We start from the raw sequence: 21,114 nt of genomic DNA, 5'->3' as shown, positions 1-21,114 counted from the left end.
GTTCCCCATGATCTTGAACAACGCCCCGTCGACAACAGCCGCACCCCTCGCTCTGGATCCCACCCCTTACAGGCACCCAGAAACGCCGCAGACACCGAGAAAAAGTGCGAATCCGGCTCATCACCAACACGGTTCAAGATCATGGGGAACTGGTGGCGGCAAAGTTCGAGAGACCTCCGCCACCAGTTCCCCATGATCTTGATGATGCGTTACGGAACACCCACTGGTTGATTCGGCGGATGCGACGGGTCCAGTTCGTCGTGCAGGGTCGGTGAATTCGCGAGCAGCGCGATCCCGGTGATGACCAGGGCGGCCGCGAGGACCAGTAGCACCGGGCGCGGGTGGATGGTTACCGCGAACAAGGTGAGACCGGCTGTGTAGCTGAGGACCGGGTCGGTGATCGTCATCGCGGTGAGTGCGGTGGGGAGGGAGCCGCGGGCGTAGGCCTCCTGGGTGAGCAGGCCGCCGAGGACGGTGGATAACGGGATGCCGAGCAGCGCCCAACTCAGGTTGGGCAGCGCTGACGTCGCGATCACCACTAACACCGCGGTGGTCGAGAAGCAGCAGCCCGCCGCGACCGCGACCAGTGCCGAGCGCAGCTGGGTGGAGTTGGTCAGTCGCGAGACGGCGATCAGCGTGACGATCGCGACGAAAACACCCACGCCGACGCCGGGCAACAACTCCGGACGCACGGCCGCGTGGCCGGGCGCACTCTGCCCAACCAACAGGATCAACCCGCCGCACACGAAAACGGTTCCCGCCCAATCCCGTCCGAGCAACGCACGCTTGCGCCGCGCCGCCGCGAACGGCAACGCGAACAGCAACTGCACCACCAGCAGCGCCTGCACCACCGCGATGGCGCCGAGCCGCAACGCCACCGCGTGCACCGCGAACCCCGCCACATTCGCGCCCTGCCCGGCCAACCACCGCCGATCGGTAATCAGCCGACGAGCAATGCCAACGATCACCAGAAACCGACCTCGCGTGGCTTCCGTCGCAGCCTGCCGCGCCGCCCCCTGCTGCAACGCCGCCGATACCGCGAACAAAAGCGCAGCGAACAGCGCGAGAGAGATCGTCCCCAGTGCGAGCACGTCCACGGACGCACTGCCAAGCACGTCGGCGGCATCCGGCATACCGCCCATGCTCGCGGTCCGGAGTGAACACCGGATGGCATCCGCCCGGCGGCTCGGCAACAGCTCGGCACGACATCTCGACTCCCAACGGCACTCTCCGCCCAGCAGCCCGATGCCCGCTGCCGACGCGGCACCGGGCGGTCGGAACTGACCACCCCGGTTCCGGGGGCTGGACGGTCGTCGGGGCACACTCGATAGTCCTATGGTGAGTGAACGAACCGTCTTGTTGCGGGTGCTGTGTGGGCTGCTGCTTCTGCTGGCTGTGGTTACGCCGGTGACGGCGACGGCGGAGCCGCTTGGGGTGCCGTTTCAGTGGAGGCAGGCGTTCATCGATGCGCCGGACGGCACTCGCTTGCACGCGGATATCGTGCGGCCGGAGGGTGTCGCCGATGACGTGCGCACTCCGGTGGTTCTCACGGTCAGCCCGTATCGCGCTCACCTGGCCTATTTGAGCGAGCCGCGGCTGAGTGGCGGGCCCTCCACGGACAACCTGCAGGCGGATATGTTCCTGCGGGCTGGTTACACCTATGTCATCGTCGATCTGCGCGGGTTCGGCGGCTCGTCCGGGTGCCCGGATTTCGGCGGGCCCGGTGAACGATCGGATGTCGCGACCGCGGTGGAGTGGGCGGCGAGCCAGCCGTGGTCGACCGGCAAGGTTGGCATGTTCGGGGTCTCCTACGAGGCATGGACCGGCCTGATGGGGCTGGCGACCAAGCCGAAGGGCCTGGCGGCTGTCGCGGCGTTCGAGCCGGTGCTCGACCCGTATTCGTACCTGTACATGCAGGGCATCTCGTGGAAGTTCTCCGGCAAGCCGATCACCGAGAACGGTGTGCGCCCAGCCGATTTGGCGGGAATAGAGCACTTGCTGATCGCGTCGACCCCGGGCCGCCCGGACGATTCACCCGAATACCAGGCCAACGCAGCGCAATTGCCGATCCAGTGCTATCAGCAGTATCTCACCGACATGACCAACCACGACGGCAACTCCGCCTTCTGGCGTGACCGCGACCTCGTTCCCCGGTTGCGCGGCAACACGATTCCGCTGTTCCTCGGCCAAGGCTTCGTCGACTACAACACCCGCCCCTACCGCGTGTTCGACATGTGGAACGGTCTCGGCCCCGGCGAGCACAAGGCATGGTTCGGCCAGTGGGGTCACCGCACCTGCCACGACAAGTGCGACACACCGAATTTCGACACCGAACTGCTCGCCTTCTTCGACAAGCACGTAGCGGACCGCGATGTCCAGGTGCCAGGTGCGCGCATCACGGTGGGCCAGTTCGACGGCCATTGGCGTGCCGAAACCTCTTGGCCGCCTGCCGATTCCACCCGCGTGCCGGTCGAGCTGCGCCCCGGCGGCTACACCGACCGCGGCCTGCTGCCCGGACCCGATCGCGAATTCTGGTCCGTCTCCGAACCTTTGGCCAAGGACCAGCACCTGTCCGGCCTGCCGTCCGCGTCACTGAAGATGAACGGACCCCCGAATGCCACGGTCGCCGTGGAGCTCTACGACATCGCACCGGACCAACAGGCCACCGTCATCACCCGCGGCATCGCCCCCGTCGGCGACGGCACCGCCGACGTCCGCCTGCTTGCCCAGGATTGGCCCATCCCGGCAGGGCACCGGATCGGCGTGCGGGTAACCGACGTCGTCGACGACGTCTGGTCGCACTCGCCCGCCTTCGCCCCGGTCACCGTCACCGAGGCGCACCTCGAACTCCCGATGCTGACCACAGTCCACCCCGCTGACCTTCCCGGCGGACTCACGGAGGGCATCACGAAGTGGCGAAACGAAAAGACCATACCGGTCGACCCCGCCATGCTGAACAATGCAACAGTGCCCATGAATTTGCCGAACCGCACCGGTGACCGATGACCGAACCGGTCGACGACCGCACCGCCGAGCGCCTTGCCGCGGCATTGCGCTGCGCCACCGTGTCCACCGACAATCCGGATGAGGTCGACGACCCGGCTTTCGCACAGCTCTCCGCACACCTCGAGCAATCCTTCCCGCTGGTGCACGCCGAGCTCGAGTTGGAGCGATACGGGCACAGCAGGCTCTACCGGTGGCCAGGCGTCGAGCCGGCGGGGGTCGCCGCGATCCTGCTCGCGCATCAGGACGTGGTGCCGGTCGACGACCCGCAGCGCTGGACCCATCCGCCCTTCGCGGGCGTGGTCGACGACGAATTCATCTGGGGCCGTGGCGCGATCGACGACAAGAGCCGGGTGCTGGCGATCCTGGAGGCGGTCGAGGCGGCCCTCGCCGACGGAATTCGCCCGCGGCACACCATCTTTCTGGCCTTCGGACACGACGAGGAGGTGTTCGGCGACCGGGGTGCGGTGCACATGGCCGACCGCCTGCGCCAGCTCGACGTGCACGCGGAACTGCTGCTCGACGAGGGCGGCATGATCACCGATGGCGTCGCCGACGGTGTCGAACAGCCGGTCGCCAACATCATGCTCGGCGAAAAAGGTTATGCGACTGTACAACTGTCGGTCACCGAGGTTGGCGGGCATTCGTCCATGCCTGGCAAGCAGACCGCGGTCGGCCGGATCGCCCGCGCGGTGAGTCGCATTCAGGATCATCCGATGCCGCTGCGGATGACGCCGGTGACCGCCGACATGCTGGCCCGGCTGCGTCAGGCGATGCCCGCGTCGCGCCGCCACCTGCTCGGTATCGCCGGAATCGCCGCACCGCTGATCACCCGGGTGATGGCGCTGCGCCCGCAGACCGAGGCGATGGTGCGAACCACCACCGCCCCCACGGTGATTCGGGGCGGTGTGAAGGCGAACGTGCTCCCGCAGCACGCCGAGGCGTCGGTCAATTTCCGCATCCTGCCCGGTGATTCGGTGCAGTCGGTGCTGGACCACTGCCGGAAGGTGGTGCGCGACAACGGTGTTCGGATCGAGGCGGAGGGCTTGGCCTCCGAGCCGACGGTACATACCCAACCCGGCCCGGCGTTCGAGATGGTCGCGGATATCGCGCGAGCCATGGTGCCCGGCGTCGTCGTCACCACCGGCATCGTCCCCGGCGCCACCGACTCGCGGCACTACCACGACCTCGCGGGCACCCGCTGCAACTTCGCCCCAATTGTGCTGCGCGAACGCGATCTGGCCTCGATCCACGGAACCGACGAGCGCCTCTCCCGTCTCAACTACGCTCGACTCATCGAGTTCAACCGGCGGCTGATCGCGCAGTTCGCGCAGTCGCCGAACACCGTGCCGCAGACGTCAGGAGCCGATGCATGACCGCCGAGCCCGAGGCGACCGGAAACGCTGAGCCGCACGCGACCGATGCCGAATCCAGCGACGATGCCAGGCAGCAACCAGGCGCCGAACCAGGGACCGGCGACCATGCGCCGACCGCGACACAGATCACCACCCGAACCGGTCAATTCGACGGCACCGGCAGCGGAATCGCCTGGCGCGCATGGCTTCCCGACTCCCCCGCCCGCGCCGTCATCGTCCTCGTGCACGGCGTCGCCGAACACTCCGGCCGCTACACCCATGTCGGCCAGCGCCTCGCCGCCGCCGACTTCGCCGTCTACGCGCTCGACCACATCGGCCACGGCAAATCCGCGGGCGGCAAGGCCAATATCGGCTCGATGGACGGTGCCGCCGACAACGTGGCCGCCATGCTCGACATCGCGACCCGCGAACACCCCGGCGTGCCCCGCTTCCTGATCGGCCATTCGATGGGCAGCCTCATCGTGCTGCACCTGGCCACCCGCGCGCCGATCGATGTCACCGGCATCGTGCTCTCCGCACCGCCGCTCGACATCTCGGCGGGTAACGCCGTACAACGCGCACTCGCTCCGCTGCTCACCAGGCTCACCCCGAATCTCGGTGTGATCCAACTGGATTCGTCGCATATCAGCCGCGACCCCGCGGTGGTCCGCGCCTACGACAACGACCCACTCGTGTACCGCGGCAAGCTCCCGGCCCGCACCGCCACCGAGATTCTCAACACGACCATCCTCGTCAAGGGCAGACTGGCCAAGCTCACCGTCCCGGTGCTTGTGCTGCACGGCACCGCCGACGTCCTCGCCGGCCCCTCCAGCACAGACCTCATCGAGAAGCGCGCGGGCTCGAAAGATCTGACCGCGATCCGCTACGAGGGCCTCTACCACGAGATCTTCAACGAACCCGAGCAGGACAAGGTGCTCGGGGACGTGCTGGACTGGCTGGAAACCCACGTTACCGGCAAGTAAGATTCGGGGATGGGAACCACCGGATCCGTCGCGTTCATTCGCGCCAGCTGGCACAGCTCCATCGTCGGCAAGGCCTACGAGGGCTTCACCGCCGAGTACGCCGATCTCGGCTACGACCCGGCTACCGTCGAGGTCTTCGACGTGCCTGGTGCGTTCGAGATCCCGCTGCACGCCAAGCGTCTCGCCCGTTCCGGTAAATACGCGGCGGTCGTCGCGGCGGCGCTGGTCGTGGACGGCGGCATCTACCGGCACGATTTCGTCGCGTCCGCGGTGATCGACGGCCTGATGCGGGTGCAGCTGGACACCGATGTGCCGGTGTTCTCGGTCGTGCTCACACCGCACCACTTCCACGAGCACAGCGAGCACGTCACGTACTTCACCGAGCATTTCGTAACCAAGGGAGCCGAGGCCGCCCGCGCGCTGGCGACAACGCTCAACTCCCTGCGCTCACTGCCGGTGTAGCACTTTACTTTTGACGTCCTCTCCGGTCTGAACGCCGACGGTTCCTACCAGCAAGCCCGCGCGGGCCCGGCTCTCGGTGGGTTCTTGCCTCCTAGCTGAGGGCCGGCGTTCACATCCCGGTCGTGGGTAGTGCCACATCGGCGTGCGCTCAATTCAACCGCACCCTGGCGATCAGCGCGCGGTGATCGGAGCCAGGGATGCTGAGCGTGCGCACCTCCTGCGCCGTGGCATCGGCGAGCAGGATGTGGTCGATGCCGATGATCGGGCCCCAGGCCCGGTCGTTCGGGAAGGTCGGCAGTAGTCCGGCGCCCACCTGGTCGGCCGCGGTGGCGAAGCGGCCGTGCAGCAGTTCGCGAAAGGCCGCGTGGTCGCGCGTCGCGTTGAAGTCCGCGCCGACGATCGCGGGACCCTGTTGGGCGTCGAGGATTTCGCGGATTCTCGGCATTTCCACGAGCCAGTCGGAGAAGTTGAACGGGGGCGGGATCGGGTGGAAGGCGAATACCGTGATCGGTCCGCGCTCGGGATGGTCCATCGTCGCGGAGACCTGGTTCAGGATGAAGCCGTCGTATTTCTTGGTGTCGCGCAACGGGTATCGGCTGTAGATGCCGGTGCCGCCACCTCCCTCGGCCGTCGGTTGCAGGTACGAATACGGCAGCAGCACATCGAGTTTCGCTGCCGCGAGCCGGTCGACGGCGGACTTCGTCAGCTCGTCGACGGTCAGCACATCGATGCGATTGTCCCGCACCGCCCGCACCACCGCGTCGACGTCCGCCTGCCCGAACAGCAGATTCGACTGCATCACCATCACCTCGGGCCCGCTGGCCGCCCGCCCCTTCGGCACGAAGGTGGGCACCAACGTCCACAGCACCACCCCCACCAGCACCGCGGCCACCCCCGCACTGCGCCAACCGCGCGCGATCAGGAAGATCATCAGCCCGATCAGCGCACCGATCATCAGATACGACGCCCCCGACTGGGCCAAAACCAGCGTCCGATGCCGCCACGCCCCGAAATGCAGCACGACCCCGGCGACTCCCGCCGCCAGCGCACACCATCCCACCCCGAGCACCACTCGCTCCAACCATTCAGGCATGCCACGACCCTATGTGGCAGATATGGAGAGGATGTGCGCCGACCGTGGAGTTCCCGGGCGACCACGCCCGATCGGCAGACCGCACCGATGCCAGGGGCTCTGAATAGCGGGTGTCGAGTTTGTCTATCCGAGACGCTCGTGGGCCCGAATATCCCTCGTGCGGTTGGTCAACGCCAAAACGACCGCGCTCGCTGCCGAAGCCTGCGCCAAGGCGCTTGCGCACTATGGCACCTGCGCCCAGCCGGACGAATCTACGGAACCGGACACATCGGACGACCTGGAGGCCGATAGCCAGCACGAGGAAGTTTCGTCTCTGGCACACAAACGCATCGTTGCCAACGAGGCCGAGAAAGCAGCGGCAGGCGCCGCCCGAGCAAACGGCTGGCTCAAATAGGCCGATTTATCGCCAGCGCCGCGAGCTCAGCAGCCCTGCCGGACTGAGCCGAGAGCGGCCCGCCACCAGGTGCCGTCGATCATGACGCCACCTAAACTGGATCGCAAGCGTTGGGAGGAGGCCGGATGTACGTTGAAGAGTTCCGCGTCGCGGGTCCGCTCACCAGCGAGAGCGCCGAAGATCTCGTCGCGGTACTTCTCGGGTACACCTCACGAATCACCGTCAGCAGCAATGGACGCAGTGTGCACGCACCCTTGCTGCCGACCTGCTTGGACGTGCTGCGACTGCGCGTGGGCAGCGTGGTGACGGTGACCGTCGAGCACGGCCACCGACCCGAAATCGACGAAGATCGCCTTGCGATTCGTGAATTCGTCGACCGCTTCCAGGAACTCACCGCCGGGTAATCCCTAGCGCACAGGCACATCCCTCGTCCCCACAACAGATCCGCGTGGGGTGCCTGTGCGCCAGGGAGTCAGGGCCGGGACATCAGATCGATCAGGGTGGCGGTGTCGGTCATCAGCGATCCACCCGCGAATTCCAAAGTGGCGTACGACCTTTGCGCCGCCATCGGATGTCCGGCACCGCACGCGTCGGTGACCATGATCGGCAGGTACGCGAGGTCGAGGCTGTGCCGGACAGTGGGCTCGATCCCGACCTCCATAGCGATACCCGCGATCGCGTAGGAGTCGATCCCGCAGTCGCGCAACGCGATATCGAGCGGGGTCGCCGCGAAGGCGGACATGGTGATCTTGTCGAAGACCACCTCGTCCGAGTTGGGCGTCAGCTCCGGAACGAGCTGGTATTGCGGCGAACCCTGAGGGAAGCTGGTGCGCAACTCTTTCGGGTCATCCACGCGCTGCCACTGCATGGCGGTACGCAGCTGCGCGACACCGGACACGGCGATCGGCAGTGACATGTGCCGGGTGTAGAAGACTCGGAACCCATTGGCCCGCGCGGCATCTCGTAGCCGCACGCACGCTGTCACGATCTTGTCGCCGTCCGGGATCTGACCGACGATGCCGACCTGCATGTCGTAGATCAACACCGCCATCCGCGTGGGATCGCAAGCGTCCGCGACGGTTTGCGGAATGTTGAGGCCGAAGGCGTTGCGCATGGGAGGGGCCTCACTTGGTCCGGTCGTAGGGCTCGGCGACGTCGACCTTCGGATCCATCAGCGCCTCCAGCGGCAGCGGGGCCTGCACCGGGACGTAGGTCCACTCCAGGTAACCGGCCTTGGTGAGCGGGAAGTCGGCGACGTAGTTCTGCGCCGCCTCGACGCTGTCCACCTCGAACACGATCACCACGCCCGGCTCGTCGGCGCGCGCGTAGTTCTCCCGCACGATGCCTGCCTTCCACAGCCGCCATACATTGGCGACCTCCTCGGGCAGGTACGGGTTGATGGTTTCCAAGGTCACGCCAGGCTTGAAACGGTCGAAAACGATGACCTTCATAGGGATTCGAACTCCATGTCTGCGGTAGGGAACGCGGTACTCCCGTCCATGGAATCGCGATGATTACAGTGTTACAAGAACGCACTTTTTAGTGAGTACCCCGGAGGCGAGCGATGGTCGAGAAGCGCTACCACTGCGCGGTGGAGGTGACCGTCGACCTCATCGGCGGCAAATGGAAGCCGGTCATCCTCGCGCACCTCAAAGAGGGTGTGCGGCGCTATGGCGAGCTGCGCCGGGCGATGCCGTCGACCAGCGAGAAGATGCTCGTTCAACAGTTGCGCGAGCTGGAAGCGGACGGACTGGTGCGCCGCACAGTCTTCGACACCGTGCCACCACAGGTCGAATACGACCTCACCGACGAGGGCTGGAGCCTCGTCCCAGCCCTGACCGCGCTCTACGAGTGGGGCGAAAAGCGTGCTGAGCGAACAGGTTTGCTCATCGAGCCCGCACCGTCGATCTCGAACTAATGCTGCGTCCGGAAACCCTGCCGCAGTTCCACCGCAGCCGCACGCCTCTGCCATCCGCACGGGTGTCAGTGCGGCGAGTCGATGTGCGGGAATAAAAGGGAGTGCCGCAGCACGCATTAGCGGTGTGCGACTTCGGCGAACAATTCGATGATCCGCTCGTCGGCGCGTACACGCAGCGAGCTGATGCCGGGTGCACCCGCCTTACTGCCCGAAGACCCTCTCCACCACCGCTTTTGCCCGCCGTGTCACGCGCATATAGTGGTCAAGGAACTCACTACCGTCGTCGTTCGGCCACCCCGCAACGCGCGCGACAGCGGATAGCAGTCGGCCCGGCCCAGGCAGCTGGTCAGCAGGCTTGCCCCGCACCAACACCAACGCATTACGTGCCCTCGTCGCGGTCAACCACGCGTCCCGCAGCAACGCCACATCGGCGGCATCGAGAAGCTTGGTCTCCTCGATAACGTTGAGCGACTCCAACGTTGAGGTGTTGTGCAACCCGATAACGTCGTGCGCGTACCGCAACTGCATCAGCTGCACCGTCCACTCGATATCGGCAAGACCACCACGACCGAGCTTCGTGTGAGTGGCGGGATTCGCGTTACGCGGCAGTCGCTCGGCATCGATACGAGCCTTGATCCGCCGGATCTCACGCACCGCCTCGCTCGACACACCACCCTCTGGATAGCGCACCTTATCGATGACGTGCAGGAACCGCAGACCGAGCTGCTGATCGCCCGCGACCTGATGAGCCCGCAGCAGCGCCTGCACCTCCCACGGCTGCGCCCACTGCTGGTAGTACGCCGCATAGGCCGCCAGGGTGCGAACCAGCGCACCGTTGCGCCCCTCGGGCCGCAGCCCGGCATCCACCAGCAGCGGCGGATCGGTACTCGGCGCGCCGAGCAACTTCTGCACCTTGTCCGCGACGTTGATCGCCCACTTCACGGCCTTGGTCTCGTCCTCACCCTGCCGCGGATCACAGACGAACAGAACATCGGCATCGGATCCATAGCCGAGCTCGAGCCCGCCGAGCCTGCCCATACCGATCACCGCGAAATCGGCGGGTGCGGGCGCACCCATTTCGGCCTCGCTGGCCCGAATCACCGCCGCGAGTGAGGCTTCCAGCACCGCGACCCACACCGAGGACAGCGCACGGCAGACCTGTTTGACCTCGAGCATCCCGAGCAGATCCGCGGAGGCGACGCGGGCCAGCTCGTGTCTGCGCAGCGAACGTGCCGCCGCCACAGCGCGTTTCGGATCGTCATAGCGCCCAGCAGCCCGCATGATCCCGCGCGCAACGTCTTCCGGCTGCGGACTCAGCAGCAGCGGCCCACCCGGCCCGTCGGCGTACATGCGGATGGTGTCGGGCGCGTTGATCAGCAGGTCGGGCAGGTACTCCGAGGAGCCGAGCACGATCATCAGCCGCTGCGCGATCGCGCCTTCGTCGCGTAGTTCGCGCAGGAACCAGATCTGGTCGTCGAGCCCCTCCGACACCCGTCGGTAGGCGAGCAGGCCAGCGTCGGGATTCGGTGTGTCGCCGAGCCATTCGAGCAGGGTCGGCAGTAGCAGCGCCTGGATGCGGCCCTTGCGCGACACTCCGCCGGTGAGCGCCTTGAGGTGGCCGAGGGCGTGTTCGGGAGCCTGGTAGCCCAGCGCGGCCAACTGCCGGACGGCCGCGTCGGGGCTGAGCCGCAGCGCGTCGGGCTCCAGCTTGACCACCGATTCGAGCAGCGGACGATAGAACAGCTTGGCGTGTAATCGCCGCACCCGCACGGCATTTCGGCGGATTTCGTTGCCGAGCACGCCGACCGCGTCCTGCCTGCCGTCGGGCCGGATGTGCGCGGCGCGGGCCAGCCAGCGCATGCCCTCCTCGTCGTCCGAGGCGGGCAACGTGTGCGTGCGCCGCAACCGCTGCAGCTGCAGGCGGTGTTCGAGCAACCGCAAGAACTCATAGGACGCAGTGAGATTCGCGGCATCGTCGCGGCCGATGTAACCGCCGGCAGCCAACGCGGTCAGCGCCTCGACGGTGCCCTGCACGTGCAACGACCCGTCTACTCGACCGTGCACCAATTGCAAGAGCTGGACGGCGAATTCGACGTCACGCAGGCTACCGTGCCCCAATTTCAGCTCTCGCTCGCGCATGTCGGCGGGGACCAGGTCTTCCACCCGGCGCCGCATCGCCTGCACGTCGGCGACGAAGTCGGGTCGCTCGGAGGCGGTCCACACCATCGGCATCAGCGCGTCCCGGTACTGCGCGCCGAGCTCCAGGTCACCGGTCATCGGCCGGTTCTTCAACAGCGCCTGGAACTCCCAGGTCCGCGCCCACCGCTTGTAGTACGCGACATGCGAATCCAGCGTGCGCACCAGCGCGCCCGCCTTGCCCTCCGGCCGCAGCGCCGCGTCGACCTCGAAATAGGCCGCGCTGGCGACGCTCATCATCTCGGCCGCCAGCCGCGTCGCGGTGGCGTCGGCGGGCTCGGCGACGAACACCACGTCGACATCGCTGACGTAGTTCAGCTCGCACGCGCCGCTCTTGCCCATCGCGATCACCCCGAGCCGCACCGGCACCGGGCCGTCCTTGCAGACCCGCGCCACCGCCACCGACAGCGCAGCGGTCAGCGCGGCGTCGGCGAGGTCGGTCAGATGACGGCCGACAACCTGGTACGCCAGTACCGGTTCGTTCTCGACGGTGGCGGCGAGGTCGAGGGCGGCGAGCAGCATCAGCTGATCGCGATACCGCTTACGCAGCAGCGCGACCACCTCGGGGCCGGACGCACCGGCACGGAACAGCAGCGGACCCGCGTTGGGCCCCTCCTCCGGCACCGCGTGCACCGCGTCGAGCAGGTCGGCGATCAACTCCTCGCGCGACGGCAACTCCTTGCGGCGCAAGATCTCCCAGGCCGCCGGGTCAACCACCAGGTGATCGGCGAACGCGCTGGACGAGCCGAGCAGCGCGAACAGCCTGCCGCGCAACGCCGTTTCCGCGCGAATCGCCGAATCCAGTGCGGCCCAATCGTTTTCCAGCCGCTCCCGCAGTTTGATCAACGTGTTCAGCGCCAGGTCGGCGTCGGGCGCGCGCGAGAGCGCCCACAGCACGGGGATACTTTCGACGTTGTCCCAGCCCAATTCGTGCAACGAGGCTGCGGCGGAGGGCTCGAGGAGTCCGAGCCGACCGACGCCGGGGACCGCGGAGCGGGCAGTGGGCGGGCGGACCATAGGTCTCAAATTACATGGTCGAAGCTAACGACTCGCCCGTACCTGGACATACGTTCGGTTGCAGAAACACACCTTTCTCTACAGACCGAGGTATTCCTTCAATTCGTACGGTGTCACCTGGCTGCGGTAGTCCGCCCACTCCCGGCGCTTGTTGCGCAGGAAGAAGTCGAACACGTGCTCACCGAGCGTCTCGGCGACCAGTTCGGACCGCTCCATCGCCTGCAGCGCCTCGTCCAGCGTGCCTGGCAGCTCACGGAAGCCCATCGCGCGCCGCTCGGCGACGGTCAGCGACCACACGTCGTCCTCGGCCTCCGGCGGCAGCGTGTAGCCCTTCTCGATGCCGCGCAGACCGGCCGCGAGCAGCACGGCGAAGGTCAGGTAGGGGTTGCAGGCCGAATCTGGGCTGCGGATCTCGACGCGGCGCGAGGAGGACTTGTTCGGCGTGTACATCGGCACCCGCACCAGCGCGGAACGGTTCGACCGGCCCCACGAGGCCGCGGTCGGCGCCTCGCCGCCGTGGATGAGCCGCTTGTAGGAGTTGACCCACTGGTTGGTGATCGCGCTGATCTCCGGCGCGTGCTCCAGGATGCCCGCGATGAAGGCGCGCGCGGTGCTCGACAGGTTGATCGGGTCGTCCGGATCGTGGAATGCGTTCGCCTCGCCCTCGAACAGGCTCATGTGCGTGTGCATCGCCGAGCCCGGGTACTGGGCGAACGGCTTGGGCATGAACGTCGCGCGCACGCCCTCGTCGATGCCGACTTCCTTGATCAGGTAGCGGAAGGTCATCACGTTGTCGGCCATGGACAGCGCGTCGGCGTAGCGCAGGTCGATCTCCTGCTGGCCTGGCGCGCCCTCGTGGTGGCTGAACTCGACCGAGATGCCCATCGACTCCAGCGCGTCGATCGCGTGGCGGCGGAAGTTGGGCGCCGAATCGTGCACGGCCTGGTCGAAGAACCCACCCGAGTCGGCCGGGACCGGCTGCGAGCCGTCCACCGGGCCGTTCTCCAGCAGGAAGAACTCGATCTCCGGGTGCACGTAGCAGCTGAAGCCGACGTCGGCGGCCTTGTTCAGCTGGCGGCGCAGCACGTGCCTCGGGTCGGCCCAGGACGGCGAGCCGTCGGGCATGGTGATGTCGCAGAACATCCGCGCGGAGTGCTGGTGGCCCTTGCTCGTTGCCCAGGGCAACACCTGGAAGGTCGACGGATCCGGCCGGGCGACCATGTCGGCCTCCGACACCCGCGCGAAGCCCTCGATGGCCGAGCCGTCGAAGCCGATGCCCTCCTCGAAAGCGCCCTCTAGCTCGGCGGGAGCGATGGCGACGGACTTCAGGTAACCCAACACGTCGGTGAACCAGAGACGCACGAAGCGGATATCCCGCTCTTCGAGCGTCCGCAGCACGAATTCCTTCTGGCGATCCATGTCCGCGAGAGTAAGCACCCGGCGTTAAATCCGTGTTACGTACACGCTGAGTGTGTTGTGCTTGTTGTACGAAAATGACATCACCGCCCGGTCGGTCAGCAGGTGAGGCCCGGCTTCGGATCGGTAAGGTCGACCAGGTAGTCGATCACCGCCTGGTCGACGCACGACGATCCACCCGAGAGCGCGATCGTGTGCCGGTTGCCCTTGTAGGTCAACAGCGACGCGCCTAGCTGCGACGCCAGGTCAACGCCAGCCTGGTACGGCGTCGCCGGGTCGTCGGTGGTCGACACGACCACCACCTTCGGCAACCCGGTCACCGTGATCCGGTGCGGCTCACTGGTATTCGGCACCGGCCAGACCGTGCACTGGTCGAGCGGGGCCGCGCCGGTGCCGCGACCGTCATCGAGAAACGGTGCCGCCTTGCGGTATTCGGCGTCCTGCTTGCCGGTGATCGCGCGGTCGCTGATGCGCGGATCATCCACGCAGCGAATGGCATTGAACGCGTCGGTGGTGTTGTTGTAGGTGCCGTCGTCGCGGCGGCCGTCGTACAGGTCGGCCAGTTGCAGCAGGGTGTCGCCGCGGCCGTCGCGCAGTTCGGACAGGCCGAGGGTGAGCACGGGCCACAGATCGTTGGTGTAGAGGGCCTGACGCACGCCGGTCAGCGCGTCGCTGTAGTTCAGGCCACGCGGGTCGGTGGTCGGTACCGGCTTGTCCCACAACGGATTGACCAGCGCGCGGAACCGCTGCACCGTCTGCGTCTTGTCGGTGCCGAGCGGGCAGTCCGGTTTGCTGGTGCAGGCCGCCGCGTAGGCATCGAACACGTTCTGGAAGCCCTCCGCCTGGCGCAGCGACTCCTGCACCGGATCCTGCGAGGAGTCGACGGCGCCGTCCAATACCAGGGCGCGCACGTGGTCGGGGAACTTCTCGGCGTACGCCGAACCGATCTTGGTGCCGTACGAGTAACCCAGGTAGCTGAGCTTCGAATCGCCGAGCGCCGCGCGCATCACGTCCATGTCCTGCACCACCTCGCGGGTGCCGACGTTGGCGAGGAACTCCTTGCCGGTGTGCTCGGCGCAGCGGTCCGCGTACTGGAGATTCTCTTTCTCCGCCGCGGCGATGCCCTCGGGCGAGTTGTCCTTCTGCGGTTCGGCGCGCTCGGCGTCCTGCTCCTGCGCGGTCTCGCAGACGATGGCCGGGGTCGAGGAGCCGACGCCGCGCGGGTCGAAGCCGACCCGGTCGAAGCGGTCGGCCAGCGGTGTCTTGTTGCCGAGCGCCGACATGGTCAGACCCGATTCGCCTGGGCCGCCGGGGTTCATCAGCAGCGAGCCGATGCGATTGCCGGTCGCCTTGATCCGGGAGACGGCGATCTGCGCGGTCGGGCCGTCCGGTGCGGCGTAATCGACCGGCACGGTGATCCGCGCGCATTGCGCGTTGGGGGCGAATCGGTCGTCCTGCGAGCCGTACCCGGTGCAGGTGCCCCACTGGACGTTCTGTGTGTAGAACTTCGTCAACGCGGCAGGCGACGCGGGCATCGGCCCCGTCGGATGACCATTGACCGTGCACCCCGCCGCCACCAACGCCAGCACCGCGACCATCAGCGCGCCGCGCCCACTCCGAACCAAAGCCATCCACTGATAGTGGCAGCTCGACGGCTCGGCGCGGACAACGCACCGGTCAGAGCCCCCGACCACCCTCCGCACGGGTGCGGATCGTGACAACGACTCGACGCAAGAGGGGTGCTCTTAACGGACGCCAGGAGCGTCACTGCGGCGAGCGGATCGAATGTGAAATGGATTTGATTCTTTGTGTAGACGGCAAGTATTCGTTGCGGACTACTCCGTGGATGGAATTCTTTGCTTACATTTCAACCGTTTTGTCCTTTTGCGACCCGGCACGCTAATCTTCCGGCGATTTCCCTATCGCCTATCGGAAGGTGCACTTTCTTGCGCGCGTACCGGATCCTTTGTGCGGTAACGGCTGTGCTCGTCCTCGGCGTGCTGCCGCCCGCGGCGACCGCAACGCCCGGCGAAGCGAGCAGGGCGGCCGCGCCGGAACACGTGAAGGCCGGGGAGTTCACCAAGATCTATGACCCGACCACAAATCTGTTGGGGCAGTGGTACATCAACGACCACACCTTCGTCTTCCACAAACCGACCAACACCTGGCACATGTTCGGCATCACCCACGTCGAGCCCGCCGATCCCGCGACCGAGGTCGTGTTCGCGCACGCCGTCGCGCCGAGCCTGCACGGGCCGTGGCTGAAGCAAATGCCCGCCCTGCACGCCGATCCCGCCTACGGCGAGAGCCACCTGTGGGCGCCGCACATTGTTTTCGCCGACGACACCTATTACATGTTCTACGCGGCAGGACCGGACGGCAGTAAGTCCGCGATCAATCTCGCCACCTCGAAAGACCTTTATCACTGGGAACGCGAACCGAGTGGCTCACTGTTCACCGACGGCTACGACGCACGCGACCCGATGGTGACTCGCGTCGGTAATCAATGGGTCATGTATTACACGGCGACCAGGCCCGCGTCCGGCGGAAATCATGTCGTCGCCTACCGCACCAGCAACGACCTGCGGCACTGGCAAGTAGGCGGCGTGGCGTACACCGACCCGACCTCCGGCAAAAGCGGCGGCAACACCGAATCACCGTTCGTCGTCCAACACGGCGAGTACTGGTACCTGTTCATCGGCCCGCGCCCCGGCTACGTCGGCACCACCGCCTTCTTCAGCAGCGACCCACTCCATTTCGACCCGGCCGACCGCGCCGGTCAGATCGACGCGCACGCCGCAGAGGTGATCGACGACCGCAACCACTACTGGGTCAGCTCGGCGGGCGACAACCAGGGTGGCGTCTCTATCGCGCCGTTGGTCTGGTACTCCGAAGCGAACTGACAACGGTCATCGCCCTGATGTGACCAATTGCACCGGTCGCGGCCCTTAATGCGGCCCGGTGACAGCTGGCACACTGGAATTCGTCAGACGAACCCGGGGACCCGGTTGGGCCCCGAGGAGACACCAGACGAAAGGGACGATGATGTCCGTATCCGATTCGGAAACCCCTGCCTACGGTGCCGCACCCACCGAGCCCAAGAAGGCCGCGCGCAAGACCAGGGTGCATCACCTGCAGCAGATGAAGGCCGACGGTGAGCGCTGGGCCATGCTCACCGCCTACGACTACTCCTCCGCCCGACTGTTCGAAGAAGCGGGCATCCCGGTGCTGCTTGTCGGCGACTCCGCGGCCAACGTGGTCTACGGCTACGACACCACGGTGCCGATCACCGTGGAAGAACTCGTCCCGCTGGTCCGCGGCGTCGTCCGCGGCGCACCGCACGCGCTGGTGGTCGCCGACCTGCCGTTCGGCACCTACGAGTCCTCGCCGCAGCAGGCGCTGGCCACCGCGACCCGATTCATGAAGGAGGGTCAGGCACACGCGGTGAAGTTCGAGGGCGGCGAGCGGGTCGCCGAGCAGATCGCGCTGATCACCTCGGCGGGCATTCCCGTGATGGCGCACATCGGGTTCACCCCGCAGAGCGTCAACACCCTCGGCGGGTTCCGCGTGCAGGGTCGCGGCGATGCCGCCGAGCAGCTCATCGCCGACGCCATCGCGGTGCAGGAGGCGGGCGCGTTCTCGGTCGTCATGGAGATGGTTCCGGCCGAACTGGCCGCGCAGGTCACCGGCAAGCTGACCATTCCGACCGTCGGCATCGGCGCCGGCGCGGAGACCGACGCTCAGGTGCTGGTCTGGCAGGACATGGCCGGTTACACCAGCGGCAAGACGGCCAAGTTCGTCAAGCGGTTCGGCAATGTCGGTGATGAACTGCGGACCGCCGCGGCGGCATACGCTGATGAGGTACGCCGGGGCACCTACCCCGGGCCCGAACACAGCTTCTAGACACGCTCTAGATCGACGCAGCGGAGTAACGATGACCGGCCGAGCAGTGCATGCGCCTGCCGCACTGCTCGGCCAACCGGCCGAGCCACTGATCGACTGGGCCGCGGGCGTGCTCAAGGCACAGGAGATCGAAATAACCGGCGCCCCAACGGAAACCCGTCGCCGCGCCTGGTCGTTGATCGTCCGCATTCCGACCGAGTCGGGCCCGATCTGGGCGAAAGCCAATGCCCGAGCGTTCGCCCACGAGGGCCCGCTGCTCCAACTCCTGGCCCGCCTGCATCCCGGCAGTGTGCTGGAACCCCTTGCGGTGCAACCGGATCACGGCTGGCTGCTGAGCCCGCACGGCGGCGACACCGCGCGCGATACCGACGCCGAATGGTCCGGCCTGCTCGGCTCCTACGCCGACCTCCAGCAGTCCCTCGCCACGCACCTCGATGACCTGGTCGCCACCGGCACCCCCTACCTCCCGCCCGCTCGGCTCGGCACGATCTACCGGCACTTCGAGCCGCGCATCCCCGGGCTCGGCCACCGCATCGAGGAGGCCGCCGCCGAACTGGCCGAATACGGCAGGATCACTCTCGAACACAACGATGTCCACCCCGACAACGTCTTCGCCGGAGCCACCCCCGGCACCGGTCGCCTCTTCGACTGGGGCGACGCGGTGATCACCCACCCGTTCCTCTCCCATCGCATCCTGCACAACCCGCGCCGCGCCGACTACTTCGCGCACTGGCAGCACACCGAGCCGGTCTCCGACGCGGAGATCGCCCTCGCCGAACGCCTCGCCCCCTTGATCGCCCTCAACCCCTGGCGCACGATCGACACCTCGATCCCCCGATTCGCCCGTTTCGTCGACGCACTGCTCGACGAGCTGCGCACGACGTTCCGATAGCCACGACCGGCGCGGATGGCGCACGCGACGGCGCATTGGGGACGGGTCCGGTAGCGCACAGTCTGGGCCGCACCAGCGAAACAATGGCAGACTCGATGCGGACATTCGCGATAAAAGAGCAGAGGTACTGATGCCGCACAGCCGTTGGATTTCACGCAGCACCCTGCTGCTGGCGGGCGTTTTCGCCGCCGCAGCACTGACCGCATGTGGAAGCGAGTCGAACCCGGCTCCGACCGGGAGTTCGAGCTCGACGACGGGGTCCGCGACAGCGACAACCAAGCCGGGTGGCACCGCGGGCACGAACAAGCCTGGCACCCCGCCCAACATCTCCGACGCCGCGTCCGCTCAGCTCTGCGACATGATCAAGCCGGAGCTGTCGAACTGGCGGGTGCAGGGCCCGACGCTCGGCAAGATCGGGCTCAACGCGCTGGTGCACGAGTGGGCGCTGCGCAACGGCGGCATCAACGGCGCGGTGCTTGCCGACAAGCCGATCGTCGACCGGCTCACCACCAAGAGCTGCCCCGACGTGCACCAGCAGGCGATCGAGGCACTGGAACTGCCCGACCTGGCCTCCGGCCTCGCGTTCTGATGGGCGGCGCGCAGATGCGGACGTTGTACCCCGAGATCGAGGCGTACGACTCCGGCAAGCTCGATGTCGGCGACGGCCAGTCGATGTACTGGGAGGTCAGCGGCAACCCCGATGGCAAGCCCGTGGTCTTTCTGCACGGCGGCCCCGGCGGCGGCACCTCGCCGACCCAGCGGCGGTTCTTCGATCCGGCGGCCTACCGGATCGTGCTGCTCGATCAGCGCGGTTGCGGACTCTCCACCCCGCACCTGGCCGACGACCCCAGCCTGGCGACCAACACCACCCAGCATCTGATCGCCGATATCGAGGCATTGCGTACCCATCTCGGCATCGACCGCTGGCAGGTGTTCGGCGGCTCGTGGGGTTCAACGCTCGCGCTCGCCTACGCCGAGACGCACCCGGACCGGGTGACCGAGCTGGTGTTGCGCGGCATCTTCCTGTTGCGCCGCAAGGAAATCGACTGGTACTACAACGGCGCCGCCGGCTACGTGTACCCCGATGAGTGGGCGAAGTTCCTCGCCCCGGTGCCGGAGTCCGAGCGCGGCGAGGACCTGGTCGAGGTCTATCACCGGCTGCTGCACTCCCCCGACGAGCAGGTCGCGCTCGCGGCCGCCGTCGCCTGGTCCACCTGGGAGGGTGCGACGAGTTGGCTGCTGCCGCACCCGGATCGGGTGGCCGAATCCGCCGATCCCCGGTTCGCGCTCGCCTTCGCTCGGATCGAGAACCACTATTTCCGCAACCGCGCCTTCCTCGATGAGGGCCAGCTGCTGCGCGACATCGACGCCATCGCGCACATTCCCACGGTCATCGTGCAGGGGCGCCACGACATCGTCTGCCCGACGGTGAGCGCCTGGGATCTGCACCAGGCGTTGCCCGGTTCGGAACTACATATCGTCGAAGACGCCGGACATGCCTCCTACGAGCCCGGCATCACGCATCATTTGATCGAAGCCACCGATAGATTCGCGAAGGCGGGATAACCATGACGGCCACAGCGGGCAAGGCCATCGTCGCGGCACTCAGCGACAACGTGGACCGGCTGCTGGCCGCTGAACCCGAAGTCCGCGCGGATGAACCGGATTCGGTCCATCAGATGCGCGTGGCCACCCGCAGGCTGCGCAGCGTGCTTCGGTCCTATCGCGGATTGTTCGAACGGACACCGGCCGCGACGATGGGCGATGAGCTCAAGTGGCTGGCCGGTGTGCTCGGCGTCGCGCGCGACGCCGAGGTGCGCGCCGAACGTTTCGAGACGCTGCTGACCAAACACGGCCAGCAGTCCGATCATTCGGAGGCCGACCTCGAGCTGGTGACCGCCCGGCTGGTCACCGCCGAGAACACCAAGTACTCCACCGCGCACGCCGACGTACTGCTGGCCTTGGACAGCGTGCGCTACCGCGAGTTGCGCGGCGAACTCACCAAGTGGCGCATCGAACCGCCGCTGCGTTCCTCCCGCGCCGAGCTCCCCGCCGCGGAATTCTTCAACGTCGTCCTGGAACGCGACCGCGAACGCGTGCAGCGCCTGATCGAGCAGGAAACCACCGTCACCCCGACCGACCGCGTCGAGCTGCTACACGATATCCGCAAGAGCGCCAAGCGATTACGCTACTCCTGCGAAGCCGCCGAACCCGTCCTCGGCACCGACGCCACCGACCTGGGCACCCTTGCCAAACGCCTGCAAACCGTCCTAGGCGACCACCGCGACGCCGTCGAATCCCAACACGCCATCTACGGCATAGCCGCCGACGCCGGCGCCGCAGGCGAGAACACGGCCCTCTACCGAATCCTCGCCGGCGCCGAAGACACCGCCGCCCGCCAAGCCCTAACCCGCTACCCCGACGCCGCAGCAGCGTTGTCCGCCGACTAGCCCACAGCCGCACCCAGACTCCGAATCCGCAC

General features: G+C 66.9%; 20 protein-coding genes. 13 read left to right on the top strand and 7 right to left on the bottom strand.

Annotated features, from left to right (window positions below):
- Window positions 1-209 precede the first annotated feature (209 nt).
- Window positions 210-1,133, bottom strand: coding sequence for a DMT family transporter (locus tag OG203_RS38865; RefSeq protein ID WP_405162187.1), 924 nt, complete (start codon window positions 1,131-1,133; stop codon window positions 210-212).
- A 202-nt stretch (window positions 1,134-1,335) separates the two neighbouring features.
- On the opposite strand from OG203_RS38865, the gene OG203_RS38860 reads away from it, so the two are divergent.
- Genes OG203_RS38860 through OG203_RS38845 form a run of 4 tightly spaced genes read left to right on the top strand, consistent with a single transcriptional unit; the run spans window position 1,336 to window position 5,803 of the window.
- Window positions 1,336-3,006 carry a CocE/NonD family hydrolase gene (locus OG203_RS38860; RefSeq protein ID WP_405162186.1) on the top strand — a complete coding sequence of 557 codons (1,671 nt, stop codon included), beginning with the start codon at window positions 1,336-1,338 and terminating at the stop codon, window positions 3,004-3,006.
- Entirely contained in the window at window positions 3,003-4,379 is a 1,377-nt protein-coding gene (locus OG203_RS38855) for a M20/M25/M40 family metallo-hydrolase (protein ID WP_405162185.1), read from the top strand. Before OG203_RS38860 ends, OG203_RS38855 begins: the two co-directional genes overlap by 4 nt.
- The gene (locus OG203_RS38850) at window positions 4,376-5,341 is read left to right on the top strand and encodes an alpha/beta hydrolase (RefSeq protein ID WP_405162184.1); all 966 of its coding nucleotides are present in this window, start codon (window positions 4,376-4,378) and stop codon (window positions 5,339-5,341) included. The genes OG203_RS38855 and OG203_RS38850 overlap by 4 nt, the downstream gene beginning before the upstream one ends.
- Before the next feature lie 9 nt (window positions 5,342-5,350).
- The gene (locus OG203_RS38845; RefSeq protein ID WP_405162183.1) at window positions 5,351-5,803 is read left to right on the top strand and encodes a 6,7-dimethyl-8-ribityllumazine synthase; all 453 of its coding nucleotides are present in this window, start codon (window positions 5,351-5,353) and stop codon (window positions 5,801-5,803) included.
- A gap of 148 nt (window positions 5,804-5,951) precedes the next feature.
- On the opposite strand, the gene OG203_RS38840 is transcribed toward OG203_RS38845, so the two are convergent.
- Window positions 5,952-6,896, bottom strand: a complete 945-nt coding sequence (locus OG203_RS38840) for an endonuclease/exonuclease/phosphatase family protein (protein ID WP_405162182.1) — start codon at window positions 6,894-6,896, stop codon at window positions 5,952-5,954.
- 157 nt (window positions 6,897-7,053) lie between these two features.
- Here OG203_RS38840 and OG203_RS38835 point away from each other — a divergent pair, with 157 nt between their 5' ends.
- Together OG203_RS38835 and OG203_RS38830 are read left to right on the top strand one after the other, a co-directional pair.
- Window positions 7,054-7,290, top strand: a complete 237-nt coding sequence (locus OG203_RS38835; RefSeq protein WP_405162181.1) for a hypothetical protein — start codon at window positions 7,054-7,056, stop codon at window positions 7,288-7,290.
- A 125-nt stretch (window positions 7,291-7,415) separates the two neighbouring features.
- Window positions 7,416-7,694, top strand: a complete 279-nt coding sequence (locus tag OG203_RS38830; RefSeq protein WP_405162180.1) for a hypothetical protein — start codon at window positions 7,416-7,418, stop codon at window positions 7,692-7,694.
- A 68-nt stretch (window positions 7,695-7,762) separates the two neighbouring features.
- Here the strand turns inward: OG203_RS38830 and OG203_RS38825 are convergent, their stop codons facing one another.
- Both OG203_RS38825 and OG203_RS38820 read right to left on the bottom strand, forming a co-directional pair.
- Window positions 7,763-8,404, bottom strand: coding sequence for a cysteine hydrolase (locus OG203_RS38825; protein WP_405162179.1), 642 nt, complete (start codon window positions 8,402-8,404; stop codon window positions 7,763-7,765).
- Between the two features lie 10 nt (window positions 8,405-8,414).
- On the bottom strand, window positions 8,415-8,741 hold the full coding sequence (locus OG203_RS38820) for a hypothetical protein (RefSeq protein ID WP_405162178.1): 327 nt from the start codon (window positions 8,739-8,741) through the stop codon (window positions 8,415-8,417).
- A gap of 113 nt (window positions 8,742-8,854) precedes the next feature.
- On the opposite strand from OG203_RS38820, the gene OG203_RS38815 reads away from it, so the two are divergent.
- Entirely contained in the window at window positions 8,855-9,208 is a 354-nt protein-coding gene (locus OG203_RS38815; RefSeq protein WP_405162177.1) for a winged helix-turn-helix transcriptional regulator, read from the top strand.
- A 201-nt stretch (window positions 9,209-9,409) separates the two neighbouring features.
- Here OG203_RS38815 and OG203_RS38810 read toward each other — a convergent pair whose 3' ends face one another.
- The 3 genes from OG203_RS38810 to OG203_RS38800 form a co-directional block, all read right to left on the bottom strand.
- Complete coding sequence (locus tag OG203_RS38810; protein WP_405162176.1) at window positions 9,410-12,421, bottom strand: bifunctional [glutamine synthetase] adenylyltransferase/[glutamine synthetase]-adenylyl-L-tyrosine phosphorylase; 3,012 nt, start codon at window positions 12,419-12,421, stop codon at window positions 9,410-9,412.
- A gap of 78 nt (window positions 12,422-12,499) precedes the next feature.
- Window positions 12,500-13,840: a glutamine synthetase family protein gene (locus OG203_RS38805; RefSeq protein WP_405162175.1), complete on the bottom strand. Its 1,341-nt coding sequence runs from the start codon at window positions 13,838-13,840 to the stop codon at window positions 12,500-12,502.
- 95 nt (window positions 13,841-13,935) lie between these two features.
- The gene (locus OG203_RS38800) at window positions 13,936-15,468 is read right to left on the bottom strand and encodes an alpha/beta hydrolase (protein WP_405162174.1); all 1,533 of its coding nucleotides are present in this window, start codon (window positions 15,466-15,468) and stop codon (window positions 13,936-13,938) included.
- A gap of 315 nt (window positions 15,469-15,783) precedes the next feature.
- Between OG203_RS38800 and OG203_RS38795 the strand changes: the two genes are divergently transcribed.
- The 6 genes from OG203_RS38795 (at window position 15,784) to OG203_RS38770 (ending at window position 21,082) form a co-directional block, all read left to right on the top strand.
- Complete coding sequence (locus OG203_RS38795; protein WP_405162173.1) at window positions 15,784-16,740, top strand: glycosyl hydrolase family 32; 957 nt, start codon at window positions 15,784-15,786, stop codon at window positions 16,738-16,740.
- Window positions 16,741-16,882: 142 nt separating this feature from the next.
- Window positions 16,883-17,740, top strand: coding sequence for a 3-methyl-2-oxobutanoate hydroxymethyltransferase (panB, locus tag OG203_RS38790; protein ID WP_405162172.1), 858 nt, complete (start codon window positions 16,883-16,885; stop codon window positions 17,738-17,740).
- Window positions 17,741-17,771: 31 nt separating this feature from the next.
- Window positions 17,772-18,632, top strand: coding sequence for a phosphotransferase (locus OG203_RS38785; protein WP_405162171.1), 861 nt, complete (start codon window positions 17,772-17,774; stop codon window positions 18,630-18,632).
- Between the two features lie 130 nt (window positions 18,633-18,762).
- Window positions 18,763-19,221 (top strand): hypothetical protein, encoded by a 459-nt coding sequence (locus tag OG203_RS38780; protein ID WP_405162170.1) that lies wholly within the window; start codon window positions 18,763-18,765, stop codon window positions 19,219-19,221.
- A 14-nt stretch (window positions 19,222-19,235) separates the two neighbouring features.
- The gene (gene pip / locus OG203_RS38775; protein ID WP_405162169.1) at window positions 19,236-20,198 is read left to right on the top strand and encodes a prolyl aminopeptidase; all 963 of its coding nucleotides are present in this window, start codon (window positions 19,236-19,238) and stop codon (window positions 20,196-20,198) included.
- Window positions 20,199-20,200: 2 nt separating this feature from the next.
- Window positions 20,201-21,082: a CHAD domain-containing protein gene (locus OG203_RS38770; protein ID WP_405162168.1), complete on the top strand. Its 882-nt coding sequence runs from the start codon at window positions 20,201-20,203 to the stop codon at window positions 21,080-21,082.
- The last annotated feature ends 32 nt before the right edge of the window (window positions 21,083-21,114 follow it).

This window comes from Nocardia sp. NBC_01499 (genome assembly GCF_045040275.1).
Lineage (GTDB): Bacteria > Actinomycetota > Actinomycetes > Mycobacteriales > Mycobacteriaceae > Nocardia.
This window is presented reverse-complemented; position numbering and strand designations above follow the sequence as displayed.